This window comes from Noviherbaspirillum sp. L7-7A (genome assembly GCF_019052805.1).
Lineage (GTDB): Bacteria > Pseudomonadota > Gammaproteobacteria > Burkholderiales > Burkholderiaceae_D > Noviherbaspirillum_A.
Genome location: NZ_JAHQRJ010000001.1, coordinates 3,716,806 through 3,737,524, shown reverse-complemented (window position 1 = coordinate 3,737,524; position 20,719 = coordinate 3,716,806). Strand labels below are relative to the sequence as shown.

The window sequence follows — 20,719 nt, the reverse complement described above, 5'->3', positions numbered from 1 at the left end:
GTAGGGTAACACTATTTGTCGTTGCCAAAACCCCACGCGAGGCTTGGGTATTGCCGGGAATAGTGATTTGCTGACCCCGATAGCTCCCGGAAGCAAGCTGCCGTTATAATGAGCACTTGCTGTTTCTCTCCGCCCCTTCTTTTCCTCCCCCCGCATGAACCATCCCAACACTTCCGGCTCCCCTTCCCGCAAGGCTCCGCCGCCCAAGCCACGCATGAATCTGTTTGCGCGCCTTGCCCTGGGCACCATGGGGTTGCTTGCAGGCCTTGCTGTTATCGGCGTTTTATTGCTGGGCTTTATGCTCGCGATGGCGTATCCGAATTTGCCTGAACTGAATACCCTCACTGATTACCGGCCCAAGATCCCGCTTCGCATCTTCACCGCCGATAACGTGATGATTGGCGAATTCGGTGAAGAGCGGCGCAATGTTGTCCGCTTCAAGGAAATTCCGGACGTGATGAAGCAGGCTGTGCTGGCAATTGAAGACGATCGTTTCTACGAACATGGCGGCGTCGATTACCTGGGCATCCTGCGCGCGGCGATACACAATTTGTCCGGCGGCGCGCGCCAGGGCGCGTCCACCATCACGCAGCAGGTGGCGCGCAATTTCTTCCTGTCGAGCGAGCAGACCCTCAAGCGCAAGCTGTATGAAGTTCTTCTGGCATGGAAGATCGAGCAGAACCTCAGCAAGGACCAGATCCTCGAGGTCTACATGAACCAGATCTACCTGGGACAGCGCGCCTATGGCTTTGCCTCTGCCGCGCAGGTCTACTTCGGCAAGAAGCTGTCCGACATCACCCTGGCCGAGGCCGCCATGCTGGCCGGCCTGCCCAAGGCGCCATCGGCCAACAACCCGGTGGTCAATCCAAAGCGGGCCAAGGCGCGCCAGCAGTACATCCTGCAGCGCATGCATGACCTGGGTTATATCAGCGACGAAGCCTATGCAGCGGCGAAATCGGAAGAGTTGCGGATCAAGTCGGAAACGACTGAATTCGGCATTCACGCCGAATACGTGGCCGAGATGACGCGCCAGCTGGTCTATGAGCAGTTTCGCGATGAAACCTATACCCGCGGCCTGAATGTGTTCACCACCATCACCAAGGCCGACCAGGATGCCGCCTACATCGCGCTGCGCCGCGGCGTGATGGATTACGAAAAGCGCCATGGCTATCGCGGCCCGGAAGGCTATATGGACATCCCCGCGGCACGCGAGGAAGCGGAAGACGCGATCGAGACCGAACTGGCGGACCACCCGGACAGCGACGACCTGATCGCGGCAGTGGTGCTGGACGCCAATCCCAAGACCCTGCGCGCGGTATTGGCCAATGGCGAGGAGATCACCATCACCGGGCCCGGGCTGGCGTTTGCCAGCAACCTGCTGAGCGACAAGGCGCCGCCCAACCGGCGCGTCAAGCGTGGCGCGATCATCCGCGTGATCCAGGAAGGCAAGGCATGGAGCATTACCCAGATGCCCGAGGTGGAATCGGCGTTCGTATCGGCCAGCACGGAAGATGGCGCGATTCGCGCACTGATCGGGGGCTTCGATTTCAGCCGCAACAAGTTCAATCATGTGACCCAGGCATGGCGCCAGCCAGGCTCGTCCTTCAAGCCCTTCATCTATTCGGCGTCGCTGGAAAAGGGCCTGTCGCCCGCCACCATCATCAATGACTCGCCGCTGACCTTCGATGCCGGCCAGACCGGCGGCCAGGCATGGGAGCCAAAGAACTATGACGGCAAGTATGAAGGCCCGATGACCATGCGCAAGGGCCTGACCAAGTCCAAGAACATGATCTCTATCCGCATCCTCAACCGCATCGGCGCCAAATATGGACAGGAATATGCGACCCGCTTCGGCTTTGACGCCGACAAGAACCCGGCCTATCTGACGCTGGCCCTGGGCGCGGGCGCCGTCACGCCCCTGCAGATGGCAGGCGCCTATGCGGTCTTCGCCAATGGTGGCTACAAGGTCAATCCTTACCTGATCTCCCGCATCACCGATGCCTCCGGCAAGGTGCTGTCGGAAGTGCAGCCGGACCGGGCCGGCGTCGAAGCCAATCGGGTGATCGATGCGCGCAATGCGTATGTGATGGACAGCATGCTGAAGGACGTCGTGAAGTACGGCACCGCCACCAAGGCGCTGGTGCTGAAGCGGCCCGACATCGCCGGCAAGACCGGCACCACCAACGATTCCATCGACGCCTGGTTTGCCGGCTATCAGTCCAAGCTGGTGGGCATTGCATGGATGGGCTTCGACCAGCCGCGTAACCTGGGCAACAAAGAAACCGGCGGCGGACTCGCCCTGCCGATCTGGATCAGCTACATGCAGAAGGCGTTAAAAAGCGTGCCGGTGGATGAGCGCACCATGCCGGATGGCCTGATCGCGGCAGGCGGCGAGTATTACTATGCCGAGTACCCGCCCGGCAGCGGCGTTGGCACGCTGGGCGTGGCCGGGCCAGGTACTGGCGCCGGCGCCGAGCCTGAAAAGACCCGGGACGAAGTCAAGAACGAACTGTTCTAAGCCCGCTCAGCCGGCATCCTTCAATGTCAACGGGATGCCGGCCTGCTCGCTGGCCATGCGCGACAGCGCTTCATAGAATTCGGAGCCGTCGCGGGTATTGATCCAGCGGTCATCGATGCGCCGGTAATGGAAGCCGCCGGAACGCGCCGCGATCCACATTTCCTTCATTGGCGCCTGGCTGTTGACGATGATCTTGGAGCCATTGTCGGCAAACTCGATCTGCAGCACATTGCCGCTGCGGCTGCATTCGATATCGACGTCGGTGTCTTCGGCGACCTGCTCGAATGCGCCTTCAATGTTGTCCAGCGTGGCCTCGGCCAGCGCCAGGAATTCTGAATCCGTCATGCTACACTCCGCTTAGTTTATTCACCCGTGATTCTAATCGTGAACTTCCCGTTTCACTTGCCTGGTTCCTGTGCCATTGCGCTGGCCGTGATGCTGGCCGGCTGCGGCCAGACCGGACCGTTGTACATGCCGGTCAAGCCAGCGCCGCGGCAGACCGGTCCGTCCAATACGGCACCGCCGCTGCCCGACACCGCAACACCGCCACAGCCCGTTACCCCCTGACTCCCTTTCACCATGCCGCATTTTTCCTATCGCGACGGCGAGTTCTGCGCCGAAGCCGTTTCACTGAAATCCATCGCCCAGCGTTTTGGCACGCCGACCTATGTCTACTCCAGGGCGGCACTGGTCGACAACTTTTCCGCCTATGCCCAGGCTTGCCGGCAGCATGCGCGCGGCGCCGACGCCGCCCTGGTCTGCTATTCGGTGAAGTCCAATTCCAATCTCGCGGTGCTCAGCCTGCTGGCATCGCAGGGATCGGGTTTCGATATCGTGTCGGGCGGCGAATTGCTGCGGGTGATCGCCGCAGGCGGCGATCCGCGCAAGGTGATTTTTTCCGGCGTCGGCAAGTCGCGCGAGGAAATGCGCCTGGCGCTGCAGCATGACATCCTCTGCTTCAACGTCGAATCCATTCCCGAACTGCACCGCCTGAACGAAGTCGCCGCCGCGATGGGCAAGAAGGCGCCGGTATCGCTGCGCGTCAATCCCAATGTGGATGCGAAGACCCATCCCTACATCTCGACCGGGCTGAAGGAAAACAAGTTCGGCGTGGCTTATGAGGATACGCTGTCGACCTATCAGGTCGCCGCCGGCCTGGACAACCTGGAGGTAGTTGGCATCGACTGCCATATCGGCTCGCAGCTGCTGGACGATGCGCCGCTGCTGGAGGCGCTGGACAAGGTGATCGAGCTGGCCGACCAGCTCGAGGCGCAGGGCATACCGCTGCATCATCTGGACATCGGCGGCGGCCTGGGCATTACCTATGATGAGGAGCAGCCAGTTGCGGTGGGCGATTACCTGGGCCGGCTGTTTGCGCGCATCAATGCCTGGCGCGACGAGAAGCATCAGGGCAGCCCGATCCAGGTGCTGTTCGAGCCAGGCCGGTCCATCGTTGGCAATGCCGGGGTGCTGGTCACCGAAGTGCAGTATCTGAAGCATGGCGCGAGCAAGAACTTCGCGATCGTCGATGCGGCAATGAACGACCTGATGCGTCCTGCGATGTATGAAGCCTGGCATGGCGTCAAGCAGGTCACGCAGCGCGCCCAGGAAGCAAGGATCTACGACGTGGTAGGCCCGGTGTGCGAATCGGGCGACTGGCTGGCACGTTCACGCTCGCTTGCCATCGAGAGCGGCGACCTGCTGGCCATCATGTCGGCCGGCGCTTATGGCATGACGATGGCATCGAACTACAACACCCGCGGACGCGCCGCCGAGGTCATGGTGGATGGCGACCAGGTGCACCTGGTGCGCAAGCGCGAGAATCCGGCCGACCTGTTCGCGCTGGAATCCCTGCTGCCCTGAGGCTGCGATGCCGGTTGCGCGCTGCAAGCGCGGCGTCAGCCGGCAGCCCGGGCACCCATGCCCTGCCCTTGCATGAACCGCCAGTACAGGCGCAGCAGCAGCAGGGCTGCCACGATCAGCCCGAACAGGATGGGCTGTGAAAAATCATTCTTGCCCGCCTTCATCCACCAGTAATGCAGTATGCCCAGCGGCGCGATCAGATAGACCAGCCGGTGCAGCCACTGCCAGCGCTTGCCGCCAAGGCGCTTGATCATTGCATTGGTGCTGGTTGCCGCCAGCGGGATCAGCAGCAGGAAAGCGCCGAAGCCCACAGTGATGAAGGGCCGCTTGACTACATCCTTGAGCATTTCCGCGATATCGAAGAAATGGTCGAACCAGAGGAAAGTCATGAAATGCAGCGACGCATAAAAGAAGGCGAACAGGCCCAGCATGCGGCGCAGGCGCACCAGCCAGTTCCAGCCGGTTAAGCGCCGCAAGGGCGTGACGGCCAGTGTGATGCAGAGGAAATACAGCGTCCAGTCGCCGGTGTTGCGGGTGATGAACTCGACCGGATTGGCGCCCAGCTGATCGGTCAAGGTGAAGATCACCAGCCGCAGGAACGGCACGCAGGCGGCGATGAACAGCACGCCTTTCAACAGCTTCAGCTGCCTTGCATCCAGGCTGGCAAGCATGGTTGCCATCAGAACTGCTTCTTCAGGTCCATGCCGGTATACAGGCTGGCCACCTCGTTATAGCCATTGAACATCAGCGTCTTGCGCTTCTTGGCAAACAAGCCGTCTTCCCCGATGCGCCGTTCGCTGGCCTGCGACCAGCGCGGATGGTCCACATCCGGATTGACGTTGGAGTAGAAGCCGTACTCCGATGGCGCCGATACATTCCATGCCGTTTTCGGCTGGCTGCTGGTGAAGCGGATCTTGACGATGGACTTGGCGGACTTGAAGCCATACTTCCACGGCACCACGATGCGCACCGGCGCGCCGTTCTGGTTCGGCAGCACTTCGCCATACATCCCCACGGCCAGCAGGGTCAGCGGATGATTGGCTTCATCCATGCGCAGGCCTTCCACGTAGGGCCATTTCAGCACCGGGCTGGACAGGCCGGGCATCTGCGCCTTGTCGGCCAGGGTGACGAACTCGACGAATTTCGCATTGCCGTTCGGCTCGACCCTTTTGATCAGCTCCGACAGGGAAAAGCCAACCCACGGCACGACCATCGACCAGCCTTCCACGCAGCGCAGACGGTAAATCCGCTCTTCCAGCGGGGCCAGCTTCATCAGGCCGTCGATGTCGAGGGTCATCGGCTTGTTGACCTCGCCTTCGATGGCAATGGTCCATGGCCGCGGCTTGAGCGATCCGGCATAGCGGGCCGGATCGCTCTTGTCGGTGCCGAATTCATAGAAGTTGTTGTAGGTCGTGGCGTCCTTATAGCTTGTGGGCTTGTCCATCACCACGAAGGCGGGATTGGGCTTGGCCGCGAGCTTCTGCGCGTTTTGCGCGAAGGCTTCGCGGGTCGCCATTTCCAGAAGGGCGCCGCCGGCGATGGTGCCGAGCGCAAGTTGCTGGACAAAGCGGCGCCGGGATTCGAAGACATGGCGGGGCGTGATTTCGGATGCGTACGGCAGGTCAATGCCGTTGGGGCCGCGTTTGATCAGCATGATGTTGCTCCAGAGTGCATGAATTAACTGGAGAACAGTACACCAAAACCGGCGCACGCGTTGTGCGCCGGCCTGTCTCGATCAGGGCTTACAGCTGGCCGTAGGAATGAAGGCCGGACAGGAACATGTTGACGCCCAGGAAGGCGAATGTGGTCACAAGCAAGCCGACCAATGACCACCAGGCGGCGATCTGTCCGCGCAGGCCTTTCATCAGGCGCATGTGCAGCCAGGCGGCGTAATTGAGCCAGACGATCAATGCCCAGGTTTCCTTCGGGTCCCAGGACCAGTAGCCGCCCCAGGCTTCAGCCGCCCACAGGCCGCCCAGAATGGTGGCGATGGTGAAGAAGGCAAAGCCGACGGCGATCGCCTTGTACATCACGTCGTCCAGCAGTTCCAGCGCCGGCAGGCGGTCGGCCAGGATGCCGTGGGACTTGCACAGATAGGCCGCGCCGACCATGGCCGCCAGCGCGAAGGTGCCGTAGCCGATGAAGTTGGCCGGCACGTGGATCTTCATCCACCAGCTCTGCAGTGCCGGCACCAGCGGCTGGATCTCGGCGGCGTCGCGGCTGACGGTGTACCACAGCAGGAAGCCGACCGCGGCGGAAATGATCAGCAGCACGAATGCGCCCAGCTGCCGCGTCGCATAACGCTGCTCGTAATAGAGATAGAACAGCGCGGTGATCATGCAGAACAGGATAAAGACTTCGTACAGGTTGGATACCGGGATATGGCCGACGTCGGCGCCGACCAGATACGACTCGTACCAGCGCACCAGCATGCCGGTAAAGCCCAGCACCACGGCGGCCCAGCACAGCTTGCTGCCAATGGCGCTGCCGAAATCGGACCGGGCGATCAGGCCGCCCCAGTAGAACAGCGTGGACAGGAAAAACAGCGTGCTCATCCAGAGGATGGCGGACTGACTCGACAGCATGTACTTCAGGAAAAACCGGGTATTGGCCATGTCCAGCGAGCCGGCATACATCCACACCGCCGACAACGACAGCACCGCCAGCAGGGCCATCAGCCACCGCACCGATTTCCATTGCCAGCCCAGCCAGGCGAAGGTAGGCGCGGAAAGGACGAGAATGCCCTTTTCATAGATGTCCATGTAGGCGCCGTAGCGGTTCAGCGCAAACAGCGCGCCGGCCACCAGCGCCAGTGCATACAGCCAGTCGATAGCGCCAAGGCGGCGAAACAGGCCTTGCGGCTGGGTATAGGCGACGCCTTGCGCGGTGCGTTGCTGCGTGAGTTCCATCTTTCTTCTCCGGTTGCGCCGGCTTGCGGCGCCACATTGATGCATTCGTCCTGCAGGCCGTCAGTATAGTGGATTGCTGACCGGACCAAAGCCTGTTAGCGCGCCCCTCGTGAGGGCTGCAGCAGGCGCTAGGCGGCCTGCCCATGCAGCAGGGCAGCCTTCAGCTTGTCGTATTCCCTGTCGAAATCCAGCGTGCGGCGCTGGGTGCTCATCGCCATCAGCGCATGGGCGCGGCCATCGCCTTCCGGTTTGATCCATACCCAGACGCGGCGTTCCCGGATGTAAAGCATCGCAAACACGCCCAATACCAGGAACAAGCAGCCCAGATAGACCACATTCTTGCCCGGCGACCGGGTGACCTGCAGGACCGATGCCTTGACCTCGTCGAACGAGGTCAGATTGAGGTAGACCGGGGAGCCATAGAAGAAGGCATCGGCATAGGCATTGGTTGCCAGCTGCAGGAAGCGGGCATGCTTGTCGTCCGCCTCCACTGCCTTCAGGCCATCCTTTTCACGCGCGGCCTGCCACAGGTCCCACAGGGTGCCGTTGAGGATCTTCATGAAGATGTCGGCCGCTTTTTCCTGGTCCGCCTGCGGAATGCGTTCCAGGAAACGGGCGACGGCGACGTAGCCGGCTTCCTTGTCATTGCCGGCGAAGATGTCCATGCCCTTCTGGGCAGACTCGATCAGTTGCCGGCGCACCGCATCGCTGCCGCCCGGCAAGGCACGTTGCGCATAGCGTTCGGCCGCCTGCAGCCGCATTGCCGGGCTTTGCAGGGCCGCCCGCAAGCGCATCCACTCCTCGACCGAATCATTGTCGTCGGCCGGGATGCGCAGATAGCGGAACTGGTCGTTCGGCGTATCGCGCACGCCGGTCAGGAAGACATAACTGCCGTCCACCAGCACGGGCTGCATGTAGTTGTGGAATTCACGGGCCTGGCCGGTCTTGTCGCGCAGCTTGTACTGCAGGCTGGGGCCGACATTCTTCAGATCCTTGGTATTGGCGCCCTTGCCCGCCGAGCCGAGCTGCTGCTGCAGTTCATCGGCCAGGCTCTTGCCCTTGGTGACGGCGCGCAGGTCCTGGCCGTTCTGCGCCATGTTTTCCACATTGAAGGGCCGGAAGCCGGACCATTCAATCGTGTATTCGGTGCTGCCGCCCTGGCTGCGGTTGGTCAGGGGCGTAGTGCCGCTGACTTCGCCGCTCAGGCTGAAGCTGTCCTTGCCCGCGCCTTTCATCGGGTAGCCAGTCACCTTGAGCTTGGTGCCGCCATCCTCGAAGCTGGACTGGTAGACCGCCAGGCCCTTGTAGATCAGCGGCTGGTTGACCTTGATGGTGGCGGGAAAGCTCTTGCCGGTTTCATTGTCGGTAACCTGGACTTCGCTGGCGAACAGCTTGGGCATGCCGGTGGAGTAGAAATCGATGATGAAGCGTTCCAGCTTGATGGTGAACGGCAGGTCCTGCAGCAGGACGCCGTTCTGGCGCGGGATGATGGCCGTGCTGCTGCTGCTGCCTTCCGGAATCAGGGTGTTGCCGCGGAATGTGGGGTTGGCCAGTCCCAGCCGGTGCTGCGCCGGAATCTCGGAAATCACGCCATTGCCCATGAAGGGCGTCTTGCCATACATCGATTCCTGGAAGCGGATCGGCAGGTCCGAATCGAGCAGGCCACCGACGCAGATGATCACGATGGCGCTGTGCGCAAAGATGTAACCCCATTTGTTGGCTGCGCCCTGCTTGGCAGTGATCAGCGTGGCCTGGTCCTTCTGCACGATCCTGACCTTGTAGCCATGCGCCGCAATGCGCTCGGCGCTCTGCTGCACCAGTTGCGCCTCGCCCTGCTGGCCGCGCCATTCCGCCTTGTGGTGAAAGTTGCGCAGCGACTGCTCGCGCACGTTCTCGCGCCAGCTGCGCATGTCTGCCAGCATGCGCGGCGCATTGCGGATGATGCACAGGGAAGTCGACATGACCAGGAAGGCCAGGATCAGCAAGAACCACCAAGCGGAATAGACGCTGTACAGGCCGAGCTTGCCGAATACATCGAACCAGAACGGGCCGAACTGATTGACGTAATTGGTCATCGGCTCGTTCTGCTTCATGACCGTGCCGATCACGGAAGCAATCGCCAGCACCGACAACAGGCTGATGGCGAAACGCATGGATGACAACAGCTCGACCACGCCTGCCAGCTTCTGGCGCTCGGTTTTCAACTGTATGCCTGCGGTGCTGGTGCTCATGGTTCTATCTCTGTGCGTTGCTGTTTCTACAAGGCTGTTTTACGAAAAAAAAGGGGCAGCCACGGCCGCCCCTTCTTTCGGTCTTGTTGTTCTTCTTGTCTGCTTATTTGAGGCCGGCGATGTAGTCCGAAACTGCTGCTATTTCCGCGTCAGACAGGCGGCTGGCGATCATGGTCATCTGCTGGCTGTTGTTGCGGGTGCCGCCACGGAAGGCGGTCAGCTGCGCGGCCGTGTATTCCTGATGCTGGCCAGCCAGCCTTGCGTAGGGCGCCGGGATGCCAGCGCCGTTGGCGCCATGGCAGCTTGCGCAGGCCGGCACGTTTTTATCGGCAATGCCACCGCGGTAAATCTTCTTGCCCAGGTCGATCGAGGCCTTGTTCTTGGCTGCGCCCGGCTTGCTTTCCTGCTTGTCCAGCCAGGCGGCGACATTGTGCATGTCTTCTTCAGTCAGCGCCTTGGCGATCGGCGTCATGATCGGATTGTTGCGCTCGGGCGTACGGAAATTGGTCAGTTGCTTGTAAGTGTAGGACTCGTGCTGCGCAGCCAGCTTCGGGTTCTGGACGATAGTGGAGTTACCAGCCGCGCCATGGCATGCAACGCATGCCGGGATGTTGCGGGAGGCATCGCCATTGGTGTAAATAGTTTCGCCCTTTGCGGGATCCACTTTCACGGCTTTGGCGCCTTCGGCAGCACCGGCCAGGGAGGATACTGCCAGCATTGCGATAAACAAGGATTTTGCAACTGGTAGAAACGCACGATTCATTCAGACACCCTGAGGCTTGATTTTAGATTCTTAACCGCCGTCCATCTGCCCTGCGCTGAATCTCATTGACTGGCACGACAGCATTTAACCGCCTATTGTACAATAGCTTTCCGGCTTTCGCCTTCCCAGCAGTATATTCTGTACAAACCATGTCCCAACTCTGGCAGGCACGTTTCTTCACCACCGTCAACCATCTGCGCGACCTTCCCGGTACGCAGGTTCCGGAAATTGCCTTCGCGGGCCGCTCCAATGCCGGCAAGTCCACCGCAATCAACGTACTGTGCAACCAGAAGAAGCTGGCATTCGCTTCCAAGACGCCGGGCCGCACGCAGCATATCAATTACTTTTCGATCGGTGGCGCCCATGTGGGCCAGCACCGCAAGGATGAAACCCGGGTCGACGAGATCCGCGGCCTGCTGGTGGACCTGCCTGGTTATGGCTATGCCGAAGTGTCGGGCGATGCCAAGCTGCACTGGCAGCGCCTGCTGGGCGACTATGTGCAGCGGCGCGAGCAGCTGGCTGCGCTGGTGCTGATCGTCGATTCGCGCCGTCCCTTCACCGACCTCGACCTGCAGATGCTGGAATGGTTTGCGCCAACCGGCAAGCCCATCCATTGCATCCTCAGCAAGGCGGACAAGCTCAACCGCAACGACGCCGCCAATGCGCTGCGCCAGGCCCGTACCCTGCTGGGCAGCTATGTGCAGGAAGACGGCAGCCCATGCCCGTTTACGGCCCAGCTGTTTTCCGCATTGAAGCGCACCGGACTGGAAGAAGCGACCGAACGCATCGAAATTCTGCTGGGCCTGAATCTCCCGCGACAGGATGAGAACGCGGATGCGCCGGGCAGCGAGGGTGCGCCCCAGGCTCAGGATGGCGAAAAGGCATAAAAAAACCCTGGAGAAAGGGGAGTATCTCCAGGGTAGTAACGCCTATCGTCAAGAACGAAAGGCCCCGCTCAGGGAGGAGAAGCGGGAGGTACTTGACGCACCTGTCGGTATGAGATGCATATTCCTGAAAAGTTTCAAATTTTTTTCCGCCCCTGATTTCCTTTCCTGAGAGAACAGCCATGGCCCAATTCCCTGCCCCGCCCCAGTTCCCTGCCATTCGCATGCGCCGCATGCGCAAGGATGCCTTTTCGCGGGCAATGATGCGCGAGAACGTGATCACCGCCGCCGACCTGATCTATCCCGTTTTTTTGCTGGACGGCAAGAACCAGTGCGAGAAGGTTTCATCGATGCCCGGCGTGGAGCGCATGTCCATCGATCACCTGCTGGGCGTGGCGGAGGAATGCGTGGCGCTTGGCATCCCGGTGATGGCGCTGTTCCCTGTGATTAATCCGTCCCTGAAGACGCCGGACGGCATCGAGGCGACCAATCCGAAGGGACTGGTGCCGCGCGCGGTGCGTGAGCTGAAGCAGCGCTTCCCGGAACTGGGCCTGCTGACCGACGTCGCGCTCGATCCGTACACCAGCCATGGCCAGGATGGCGTACTCAATGCCGAAGGCTATGTGCTGAACGATGAAACCACCGCCATCCTGGTGCGCCAGGCGCTGACCCAGGCCGAGGCCGGCGTGGATATCGTGGCGCCGTCCGACATGATGGACGGGCGCATCGGCGCCATCCGCAATGCGCTGGAATCGCATCACTACATCCACACCCGCATCATGGCCTACTCGGCCAAGTATGCATCGGCCTTCTATGGCCCGTTCCGCGATGCGGTCGGTTCCTCGGCCACGCTGGGCAAGGCCAACAAGTCCACCTACCAGATGGATCCGGCCAACAGCAACGAGGCGCTGCGCGAAGTGGCGCTGGACCTGGCCGAAGGCGCCGACATGGTGATGGTCAAGCCCGGCATGCCCTATCTGGATATCGTGCGCCGGGTGAAGGATGAATTCCGGGTGCCGACCTTTGCCTACCAGGTCAGCGGCGAATACGCGATGATCAAGGCGGCCGCGCAGAACGGCTGGCTGGACCACGACAAGACCATGATGGAATCCATGATGGCATTCAAGCGGGCCGGCGCGGATGGCATCCTGACCTACTTCGCGCTGGATGTCGCGCGCCGCCTCAAGCACAATCCCTGATCACGCCCGGAGCAGTCTGCCTGCATGGATCTCTTCCTGATTACCCACGCGCAGGTAAGCCGCCTGGACGAATTGCCGTCCATCCTTCCGTCGCAGGCCTTTCTCTGGCTCGATGCCAGCCATGAGGAAGTGGCGGCGGCGCCCGAAGAATGGCGGGCGGCGGTGGAGCGGGCAACCGGCGTTGCCGTCTACGATCCGCATCTGACCGATGCCGTCAATCTGCGGCATCCTTCCTATTTTGACGCAACCCAGGATTACGAAATGGTGGTGTTTCGCAAGCTGGCGCTCAATGGCGAGGCAGGCGGCACCGAAGTAGGCAAAACGCCGGGCGGCAACACCAGGATCGTCACCCGCCCGGTCACCTTCCTGGTGATGGACAATGCGCTGGTGACGGTGCGGGCGGAACATAGCCGCACCATCGAAGCGGCCCGTAGCCGTCTGCTCGAGTACCGGCCCAAGGCCAATGGCAGCAGCCACAGCGGCCGGCCGCCCTCCTCGCCGCGCGAGCTGATGCTGCGTCTGCTCAATGCGATGGTGGACCAGTATCTCGACCTGCGCGCACCGCTGTCGTTGCAGATCGACCGCTGGCAGCGGGCGCTGCTCAATACCCAGCGACCCTTCAATGACTGGATGGCGCTGCTGGATGCACGCATCGAACTGAGAAAGCTCGACCATCTCTGCGAAGAGCAGCATGACGCGCTGCAGGAACTGCGCGACCATTTCGTCGACACCTTCCACGGCCAGGACGACAGCCGGGCCAACGACCTGCTGCTGGTGCGCATCAATGATGTGATGGAGCACATCACCCGCGTGCTCAATCATGCGCGCCGGCTTGAATCATCGATCGAGTCGGCGGTGCAGATCCACTTCGCGGCCATGGCCCACCGCACCAGCGAGATCATGCGCACGCTCACCGTGATCACGGCGCTGTTCATGCCGCTGACGCTGGTCACCGGCATCTTCGGCATGAATTTCGAGGTCATGCCGCTGCTGAAGAACCGGGAAGGTTTCTGGATCACCATGGGCGCCATGGTGGTGATGGTGGGGGTGCTGCTGTTCTTCTTCCGTCGCAAGCGCTATATCGAGGAACGGGTCCGCGACTTCGTCAGGACGGACGTCCGCCCGAAATAAAAAGCGCCTCCGTACGGAGGCGCTTTTTATTGTTGCTTGTTACTTCTTACTTGCTGCTCATTGCTTGTCCGGCTGCGGCGTCAGGCGCAGATAGGGCTTGGGCGCGGTGTAGCCCTTCGGATATTTCTGCTTGATGACCGCCTCGTCCTGGATGCTCAGCGGAATGATGACGTCGTCGCCATCGCGCCAGTTGCCCGGCGTGGCCACCGTGTACTTGTCCGTCAGTTGCAGCGCATCGATGACGCGCAGCACCTCGTCGAAGTTGCGGCCGGTGCTCATCGGGTAGGTGATGATCAGGCGCACTTTCTTTTTCGGATCGATCACGAACAGCGAGCGCACCGTCATGGTTTCCGACTGTTCCGGATGGATCATGTCGTACAGCGTCGCCACGGTCTTGTCGGCGTCGGCGAGAATGGGGAAGCCCACCACGGTCTGCTGGGTTTCCTCGATGTCCTTGATCCAGTCCACATGCTTCTCGGCCGGGTCGACCGACAGTGCGATTGCCTTCACATTGCGCTTGTCGAATTCCGACTTCAGCTTCGCGGTCAGGCCCAGCTCGGTGGTGCAGACCGGCGTGAAGTCTGCCGGGTGGGAGAACAGCACGACCCACGAGTCACCAGCCCACTCATGGAAGCGGATGCGGCCTATCGAGGAATCCTGCTCGAAGTCCGGTGCGGTATCGCCTAAACGTAAGCTCATCTTGCTCTCCTTGCCTTGTTGTAGAAATGAAAACTATAGCGCCTGTACCAGCGCGGCTCCAACGATTTTTACCGATTATGCAAATTACCTGCGGTCAGGTCAGCGGTCGACCATGGCAAGCGAGCGCAGGAAACGGTCGGCATCCTGATAGCCGATGACCCGGCCTTGCGTCGTTTCCACGCCATCCTTGCCAAAGAGGATGATGCCCGGCGGGCCGAACAGCCGGAACCGCTTCAGCAGCGCACGGTCGTCGGCATTGTTGGCGGTAACGTCGGCCTGCAGCAGCACCATGCCTTCGAACTGCTGCCGCACCCGGGCGTCGGTGAAGGTCAGCTTTTCCATCTCCTTGCACGAGACGCACCAGTCGGCATAGAAGTCCAGCATCGCCGGCTTGCCCTGGGCTTTCGCCTGCGCCAATGCGGCGTCGAGTTCCGCAATCGACCTGACGCGCTCAAAGCGAGTGACATGATGGTCGCTCCCCAGATGCGCCAATGGCGCCAGCGGATCGCGCCCACCACTTGCCAGCCCCGCCAGTTGCACCGCGCCCAGCAGCATGAACAGCATGCCGGCAAGCTTGCTGCGCCAGCCCGCGCCGCGCGGGACGATCAGCCAGGCCCCATAGCCGATGCCAAGCGCAGCCCATCCAGCCATCTGCAGCCAGCCCGGCAACACGGGCGCCACCATCCACAACGCCACGGCCAGCATCAGCACGCCGAAGAACCGTTTCACCGCCTCCATCCAGGCGCCGGCACGCGGCAGCAAGGCGCCCGCCGACAGGCCGATGGCCAGCAGCGGAATGCTCATGCCGACCGCCATTGCAAACAGGGCGCTGCCGCCGACCACCACGTCGCGCGTCTGGCTGATGTAGAGCAAGGCTCCGGCCAGCGGCGCCGCCACGCAGGGACCGACGATCAGCGCCGACAGCGCGCCCATGACGAATACGCCGGCCAGCTTGCCTGCCGTCTGCTTCTCGGAAAGCTGGGTCAGGCGCGTCTGCACCATGGCCGGCATCTGCAATTGATAGACGCCGAACATGGACAGCGACAGCATCGCCATCAGCAGCGCGAAGGCAGACAGCACCCAGGGATTTTGCAGCGCGGCGGACAGCCCCTCGCCCAGCAGGCCGGCCGACACGCCCAGCAGGGTGTAGACAATCGCCATGCCCAGGCTGTAGGTCGCCGACAGCACGAAGCCGCGCAGGCGGGTCGCCTTCGCGCCCTCGCCGACGATGATGAAGGACAGGATCGGCACCATGGGCAAGACGCATGGCGTAAACGACAGCCCGAGTCCAAGCAGCAGGAACAGCGGCATGATGGCCAGCAGACGGCCACTGCGCAGCGATGATTCGATACGCCCCATCTCGGAATCCGTGGCTGGCGATGCCGTGGGAGCGGTGCTTGCACCCTGCGCATCCAGCCCGCGCGCCGCAGCCAGCAGGCCGCCGCCTCCGGTAGGCGACAGCCGGGCCTGGGAATCCATGGGTGTATAGCACAGGCCCTTGTCGGCACAGCCCTGGCTGGTGGCAACCAGCAGGAACGGCCCGGCCGCCTGCACCGGGATCGTGATGACCACCGTCTTTCTGTAGGTCTCGACATCCTTCTGGAACGTCTCGTCGAACTTGACCTTGCCTGGCGGGATCACCGGCTCGCCCAGGGTTGCGCCCTCGGCCCGGAAAGCGAAGCGCTCGCGGTACATGTAATAGCCTTCGGCAATCTGGTAGGTGACTTCGACCGTCCCCGGATCGAGCATCCGGCTGGCAAAGCGGAATGCCGCTTCCGGCTCCAGATAATCATCAGCGGCCCGCACAGCAGGCGCGAACAGGCTCAGCAGCATGGCAAGCAGACCGAGCCACACTGGCAGGCGATGGCGTAATACCGTGTCAAGCATGGATGTCTTTCCTGGTTTCCCGCGTGATCCAGTTCAGGTAAGGCTGCAGGCCGGCCTGCACCGGCACGGCAATCACCTCGGGTAGCGTGTAGGGATGCAACTGCCTGATTGCCTGTTCCAGCTCGTCGTAACGGTCGGCGCTGGTCTTGATGAATAGCGTGACTTCCTCTGCCTCCTCGACCTCGCCCTGCCAGCGGTACACCGATTGCACGCCCGGCACTAGATTCACGCAAGCCGCGAGCCGGCGCTCCACCAGTGCCCTGGCGAGACTGCGCGCGCTCGCGGCGTCGGCCATGTTGGTCAGCACGAGCATTGCCTGTTCCATATCGTTCCTCCTTCGGTCAGGCGCTTGCCTACTTCAGCAGGCGCTTGCGGGTCAGCATGGTGGCCAGGTAGAAGCCGCCGATGCAATAGACCAGCAGGATGGCCAGGTCAGCCACGGGCGTTGCCGGCCAGGTGCCCAGGATCAGCGGCCGCACCAGATTCACCGCCGCGCCCAGCGGCAGGAATTGCGATACCAGCTGCAGCCAGCCCGGCAACTGCGCCACCGGGTAATAGACGCCCGACAGAAAGATCATCGGCGTCAGCACCAGCGTGAAATAGTAGGTAAAGAAATCATAGCCCTGCGCAATCGCATTGAATACCAGGCCGAGCGAGGCGAAGGTCATGCCGATCAGGAACAGCAGCGGCAGCGTCAGCAGCGTATGCGGATGCAGGCCTATGCCGAGCAGGAACATCACGCACAGGATGGCAATGCCCGAGAACAGCGACTTGGTGGCGGCCCACAGCATCTCGGCCAGCACCACGTCGTCCAGCGCCAGTGGCGCATTGAGCAGCGCTTCCCAGGTCTTCTGCACATGCATGCGCGAGAAGGCCGAGTAAAGCGACTCGAACGAGGACGCCATCATCACCGACATGCAGATCGAGCCCGATGCCAGGAAGTGGATATAGGGAATGCCATTGATGGTCTGCAGCAGGCTGCCCAGCCCGTAGCCGAAGGCGATCAGGGTAATCAGCGGGTCGGCGATATTGCCCAGCACGCTGGCCACTGCCAGCTTTTTCCAGACCAGGAAATTGCGACGCCAGATCGGCAGGAAGCGCAGCGAGAATGCCGGCAGCGCATACAGTGCGGTGGTGCTCATCTCAGTCCCTCATTTCGCGGCCGGTCAGCTTCAGGAACAGGTCTTCCAGGTTGGCCGGACGATGGATATAGCGCACGCCGCTCACAGTGGCCAGGCTGTCGAGCAGCGGCTGCGCGTTATTGGTGTAGCAGAAAACAGTCTCGCCGCTGATTTCGAAGCGCTCCGACAGCCTGCGGCCCTGCGCGTCGCCCCAGGCGAGCGCATTCTCGCCGTAGGCTTCGATCACCTGGGCCTCGATATGCGCGGCAATCAGCTCGCGCGGACCGCCTTCGGCGATCATCCGGCCGTGGTCGATCACGGCCAGCCGGTCGCACAGGCGCTCCGCTTCATCCATGAAGTGGGTGGTCAGCAGGATGGTCTTGCCGTCGGCCAGCAGCGCCTTCAACCGCTCCCAGATCATGTGGCGGGCTTGCGGATCGAGACCGGTGGTGGGCTCGTCCATGAAGATCAGGTCGGGATCATTTACCAGCGCGCGCGCCAGCGTCAGCCGGCGCCGCATGCCGCCCGACAGCTCGCTGATGCGGGCATCCTTCTTCGCGGTGAGATTGGAAAATTCCAGCAGGCGCGGGATGCGGTCCAGGATCACCGCATCGGCAATGCCGAAGTAGCGGCCGAACACCAGCAGGTTCTCCGCAACGGTGAAATCGGGATCGAGGTTGTCCCCCTGCGGCACAACGCCCACCCGGAGGCGCGCCGCGCGGGCGTCGTCGGGCACCGGCCGGCCGACCAGCGTCACATAACCGCTGTCTGGCTCGGTCAGCCCCAGGCACAGGCGCAGGGTCGTGGTCTTGCCGGCGCCGTTCGGACCAAGCAGGCCATAGCATTCGCCGCGTCGCAGCGAGAAGGACAGGCCATCGATAATGGTATGGCGGGATGCTCCACTGCCATAGGACTTGTGAAGATCTTCAACGGAGAGGATGGCGGATGAACGCATGCAGATCAGATTTCCTTGATGCGGCAAGGTGCCGCTGACGATGTCGTTGCCATGACGGCCCTGCAAGCTCCGTAACGACAAAAGCCAGGCAGGTGCCTGGCTTTCGATTGTACAACGGCTGCGAGAAACGCCTTGCGGCGCTGTTTATTACTCGGCGCTGGTGTCTTCCACTGCTTCAGTGGTTTCGGGACGGTCCAGCAGCTCGATGAAGGCCATCGGCGCATTGTCGCCAACGCGGAAGCCCATCTTCAGGATGCGCAGGTAGCCGCCGTTGCGGTTTGCATAGCGCGGGCCCAGTTCGGCGAACAGCTTGACGACCATCTCGCGGTCGCGCAGGCGGGAAAATGCCAGGCGCTTGTTGGCCAGGGAATCGGTCTTGCCCAGGGTCAGGATAGGCTCGACGACGCGGCGCAGTTCCTTGGCTTTCGGCAGGGTGGTCTTGATGGCTTCATGACGCAGCAGCGAAACAGTCATGTTGCGCAGCATGGCCAGACGGTGGGAAGAGGTACGGTTCAGCTTGCGAAGGCCGTGACGATGACGCATGGTGATTCCTTTCGGTTTTGAGTTTGATTCCAGCTCTTCTATCGGCGCCATCAGGCGTCGCGGGCCGGTAAGCAGGGTTTAAAAATTCAAGAGTGCAGCATGATAGCCGAAGGCACGCAGTGCCTCCAGCTATTTCAGCCTGCGAATTACTTCTCGAGGCCGGCAGGCGGCCAGTTTTCCAGCTTCATGCCCAGGGTCAGGCCGCGCGAAGCAAGGACTTCCTTGATTTCGTTGAGCGACTTGCGGCCCAGGTTAGGCGTTTTCAGCAGTTCGTTCTCGCTGCGCTGGATCAGATCGCCGATGTAGTAAATGTTTTCGGCTTTCAGGCAGTTGGCGGAACGGACCGTCAGCTCCAGGTCGTCGACCGGACGCAGCAGGATCGGGTCGACCGACGGTGCGCGGGACGGCGCCTCGGCGGCGGCTTCGGTGCCTTCCAGGGCGGCGAACACATTGAGCTGATCCACCAGAACGCGGGCCGACTGGCGGATCGCTTCTTCCGGCGAGATCACGCCGTTGGTTTCGATGTTGATCACCAGCTTGTCCAGGTCGGTGCGCTGCTCGACGCGAGCGGACTCGACGGCATACGACACGCGGCGCACCGGCGAGAACGATGCATCCAGAATGATGCGGCCGATGGTCTTGTTGGTGTCTTCGGCCAGACGACGCACATTGCCCGGCACATAGCCGCGGCCCTTTTCGACCTTGATCTGCATGTCCAGCTTGCCACCGGCGGTCAGGTGAGCAATCACGTGATCAGGGTTCACCAGCTCGACGTCATGCGGCAGGTCGATGTCGGAAGCCAGTACGGCGCCTTCGCCTTCCTTCTTCAGGGTCAGGGTGACGTCGTCGCGATTATGCAGCTTGAAGACGACGCCCTTCAGGTTCAGCAGCATGTCGACCACGTCCTCCTGCACGCCATCCAGCGACGAATACTCGTGCACGACACCGGCGATGGTGACTTCGGTTGGCGCATAGCCGATCATCGAAGACAGCAGCACGCGACGCAGCGCATTGCCGAGCGTGTGGCCATAGCCGCGCTCAAACGGTTCCATGACGACTTTCGCATGGCCGGCGCCAAGTGCTTCTACTTCGATAATACGGGGTTTCAACAGGCTGTTTTGCATGGAATGTCCTTTTCAATACCCTCGGCTCATTACACCGATAAGGCTGATGGCATTACGAGAAAGCCCGCCACGAACGTGGCGGGCGCAAGGCTACTGCTACAACAATGATTGCAGTACTGCGCGGATTAACGGCTGTACAGTTCGACGATCAGCGATTCGTTGACGTCGCCAGCGATGTCGCTACGCTCCGGCAGCGACTTGAACGTGCCTTCCATCTTCTTGCTGTCGACCGCAACCCACGACGGCATGCCGATCTGCTCGGCCAGCGACAGGGCTTCGACGATACGGGTCTGCTTCTTGGCCTTCTCACGGACAGCGACGACGTCGCCCGGCTTGACCTGGTAGGAAGCGATGTTGACCACGGTACCGTTCACGGTGAACGCCTTGTGCGACACCAGCTGACGCGCTTCTGCGCGGGTCGAGCCGAAACCCATGCGGTAGACGACGTTGTCCAGGCGAGCTTCCAGCAGCTTCAGCAGGGTCTCACCGGTGTTGCCCTTGCGACGGTCGGCTTCGGCAAAGTAGCGGCGGAACTGACGCTCGAGAATGCCGTACATGCGCTTGACCTTCTGCTTTTCACGCAGCTGGTTGCCGTAGTCGGAGGTGCGAACACCCGAAGTCCGGCCATGCTGGCCAGGCTTGGAGTCCATCTTGCCCTTGGAATCTGCCGAGCGGCGTGCGCTCTTCAGGAACAGGTCGGTGCCTTCACGGCGGGACAGCTTTACTTTTGGTCCGATATAACGTGCCACGAGAATTTCCTTAGTTTTGACGCCCCGGGCTCATGGTTCAGTCCATGCGCCAGGCGCTAGTCCGGTCATGCCGCAACCGAACGGTGGTCTTAAGAAGAAAGCCCGCCTCGAATTTCTGGCGGGCAAACATAGTACTACGAATT

20 protein-coding genes are annotated in these 20,719 nt (G+C 61.6%); 6 read left to right on the top strand and 14 right to left on the bottom strand.

Annotated elements, in window-relative coordinates; all coding sequences use genetic code 11:
- Positions 1-214 precede the first annotated feature (214 nt).
- The gene (locus tag KTQ42_RS17050; RefSeq protein WP_249222799.1) at positions 215-2,518 is read left to right on the top strand and encodes a penicillin-binding protein 1A; all 2,304 of its coding nucleotides are present in this window, start codon (positions 215-217) and stop codon (positions 2,516-2,518) included.
- A gap of 6 nt (positions 2,519-2,524) precedes the next feature.
- Here the strand turns inward: KTQ42_RS17050 and cyaY are convergent, their stop codons facing one another.
- Positions 2,525-2,863 (bottom strand): iron donor protein CyaY, encoded by a 339-nt coding sequence (gene cyaY / locus KTQ42_RS17045; protein WP_217346547.1) that lies wholly within the window; start codon positions 2,861-2,863, stop codon positions 2,525-2,527.
- Between the two features lie 39 nt (positions 2,864-2,902).
- On the opposite strand from cyaY, the gene KTQ42_RS17040 reads away from it, so the two are divergent.
- Both KTQ42_RS17040 and lysA read left to right on the top strand, forming a co-directional pair.
- The gene (locus KTQ42_RS17040) at positions 2,903-3,085 is read left to right on the top strand and encodes a lipoprotein (RefSeq protein ID WP_349292158.1); all 183 of its coding nucleotides are present in this window, start codon (positions 2,903-2,905) and stop codon (positions 3,083-3,085) included.
- A gap of 12 nt (positions 3,086-3,097) precedes the next feature.
- Complete coding sequence (lysA, locus tag KTQ42_RS17035; RefSeq protein ID WP_217346546.1) at positions 3,098-4,381, top strand: diaminopimelate decarboxylase; 1,284 nt, start codon at positions 3,098-3,100, stop codon at positions 4,379-4,381.
- A gap of 35 nt (positions 4,382-4,416) precedes the next feature.
- Here lysA and msrQ read toward each other — a convergent pair whose 3' ends face one another.
- The 5 genes from msrQ to KTQ42_RS17010 form a co-directional block, all read right to left on the bottom strand.
- Positions 4,417-5,052, bottom strand: a complete 636-nt coding sequence (gene msrQ, locus KTQ42_RS17030; protein WP_217347018.1) for a protein-methionine-sulfoxide reductase heme-binding subunit MsrQ — start codon at positions 5,050-5,052, stop codon at positions 4,417-4,419.
- An 8-nt stretch (positions 5,053-5,060) separates the two neighbouring features.
- Positions 5,061-6,035: a protein-methionine-sulfoxide reductase catalytic subunit MsrP gene (gene msrP, locus KTQ42_RS17025; RefSeq protein WP_217346545.1), complete on the bottom strand. Its 975-nt coding sequence runs from the start codon at positions 6,033-6,035 to the stop codon at positions 5,061-5,063.
- A gap of 88 nt (positions 6,036-6,123) precedes the next feature.
- Positions 6,124-7,290, bottom strand: coding sequence for a c-type cytochrome biogenesis protein CcsB (ccsB, locus tag KTQ42_RS17020; protein ID WP_217346544.1), 1,167 nt, complete (start codon positions 7,288-7,290; stop codon positions 6,124-6,126).
- 128 nt (positions 7,291-7,418) lie between these two features.
- Complete coding sequence (locus KTQ42_RS17015; protein WP_217346543.1) at positions 7,419-9,521, bottom strand: cytochrome c biogenesis protein ResB; 2,103 nt, start codon at positions 9,519-9,521, stop codon at positions 7,419-7,421.
- A gap of 103 nt (positions 9,522-9,624) precedes the next feature.
- On the bottom strand, positions 9,625-10,284 hold the full coding sequence (locus tag KTQ42_RS17010; RefSeq protein ID WP_217346542.1) for a c-type cytochrome: 660 nt from the start codon (positions 10,282-10,284) through the stop codon (positions 9,625-9,627).
- Positions 10,285-10,433: 149 nt separating this feature from the next.
- Between KTQ42_RS17010 and yihA the strand changes: the two genes are divergently transcribed.
- From yihA to KTQ42_RS16995, 3 genes are all read left to right on the top strand, one after another.
- Complete coding sequence (gene yihA / locus KTQ42_RS17005) at positions 10,434-11,171, top strand: ribosome biogenesis GTP-binding protein YihA/YsxC (protein ID WP_217346541.1); 738 nt, start codon at positions 10,434-10,436, stop codon at positions 11,169-11,171.
- Positions 11,172-11,350: 179 nt separating this feature from the next.
- On the top strand, positions 11,351-12,367 hold the full coding sequence (gene hemB, locus KTQ42_RS17000) for a porphobilinogen synthase (RefSeq protein WP_217346540.1): 1,017 nt from the start codon (positions 11,351-11,353) through the stop codon (positions 12,365-12,367).
- 24 nt (positions 12,368-12,391) lie between these two features.
- Positions 12,392-13,498: a magnesium transporter CorA family protein gene (locus tag KTQ42_RS16995; protein ID WP_217346539.1), complete on the top strand. Its 1,107-nt coding sequence runs from the start codon at positions 12,392-12,394 to the stop codon at positions 13,496-13,498.
- A gap of 57 nt (positions 13,499-13,555) precedes the next feature.
- On the opposite strand, the gene KTQ42_RS16990 is transcribed toward KTQ42_RS16995, so the two are convergent.
- From KTQ42_RS16990 to rpsD, 8 genes are all read right to left on the bottom strand, one after another.
- Positions 13,556-14,197, bottom strand: coding sequence for a peroxiredoxin (locus KTQ42_RS16990; RefSeq protein WP_217346538.1), 642 nt, complete (start codon positions 14,195-14,197; stop codon positions 13,556-13,558).
- A gap of 99 nt (positions 14,198-14,296) precedes the next feature.
- A complete protein-coding gene (gene dsbD, locus KTQ42_RS16985; protein WP_217346537.1) occupies positions 14,297-16,084 on the bottom strand; it encodes a protein-disulfide reductase DsbD in 1,788 nt (595 codons plus the stop codon).
- Positions 16,077-16,409, bottom strand: a complete 333-nt coding sequence (gene cutA, locus KTQ42_RS16980) for a divalent-cation tolerance protein CutA (RefSeq protein WP_217346536.1) — start codon at positions 16,407-16,409, stop codon at positions 16,077-16,079. The genes dsbD and cutA overlap by 8 nt, the downstream gene beginning before the upstream one ends.
- A gap of 28 nt (positions 16,410-16,437) precedes the next feature.
- Complete coding sequence (locus KTQ42_RS16975) at positions 16,438-17,226, bottom strand: ABC transporter permease (protein ID WP_217346535.1); 789 nt, start codon at positions 17,224-17,226, stop codon at positions 16,438-16,440.
- A gap of 1 nt (position 17,227) precedes the next feature.
- Positions 17,228-18,160: an ATP-binding cassette domain-containing protein gene (locus tag KTQ42_RS16970; protein WP_217346534.1), complete on the bottom strand. Its 933-nt coding sequence runs from the start codon at positions 18,158-18,160 to the stop codon at positions 17,228-17,230.
- A gap of 147 nt (positions 18,161-18,307) precedes the next feature.
- Complete coding sequence (gene rplQ, locus KTQ42_RS16965; protein WP_217346533.1) at positions 18,308-18,703, bottom strand: 50S ribosomal protein L17; 396 nt, start codon at positions 18,701-18,703, stop codon at positions 18,308-18,310.
- Positions 18,704-18,849: 146 nt separating this feature from the next.
- Positions 18,850-19,827: a DNA-directed RNA polymerase subunit alpha gene (rpoA, locus tag KTQ42_RS16960; RefSeq protein WP_217346532.1), complete on the bottom strand. Its 978-nt coding sequence runs from the start codon at positions 19,825-19,827 to the stop codon at positions 18,850-18,852.
- Between the two features lie 125 nt (positions 19,828-19,952).
- A complete protein-coding gene (gene rpsD / locus KTQ42_RS16955) occupies positions 19,953-20,576 on the bottom strand; it encodes a 30S ribosomal protein S4 (protein ID WP_217346531.1) in 624 nt (207 codons plus the stop codon).
- Positions 20,577-20,719 lie beyond the last annotated feature (143 nt).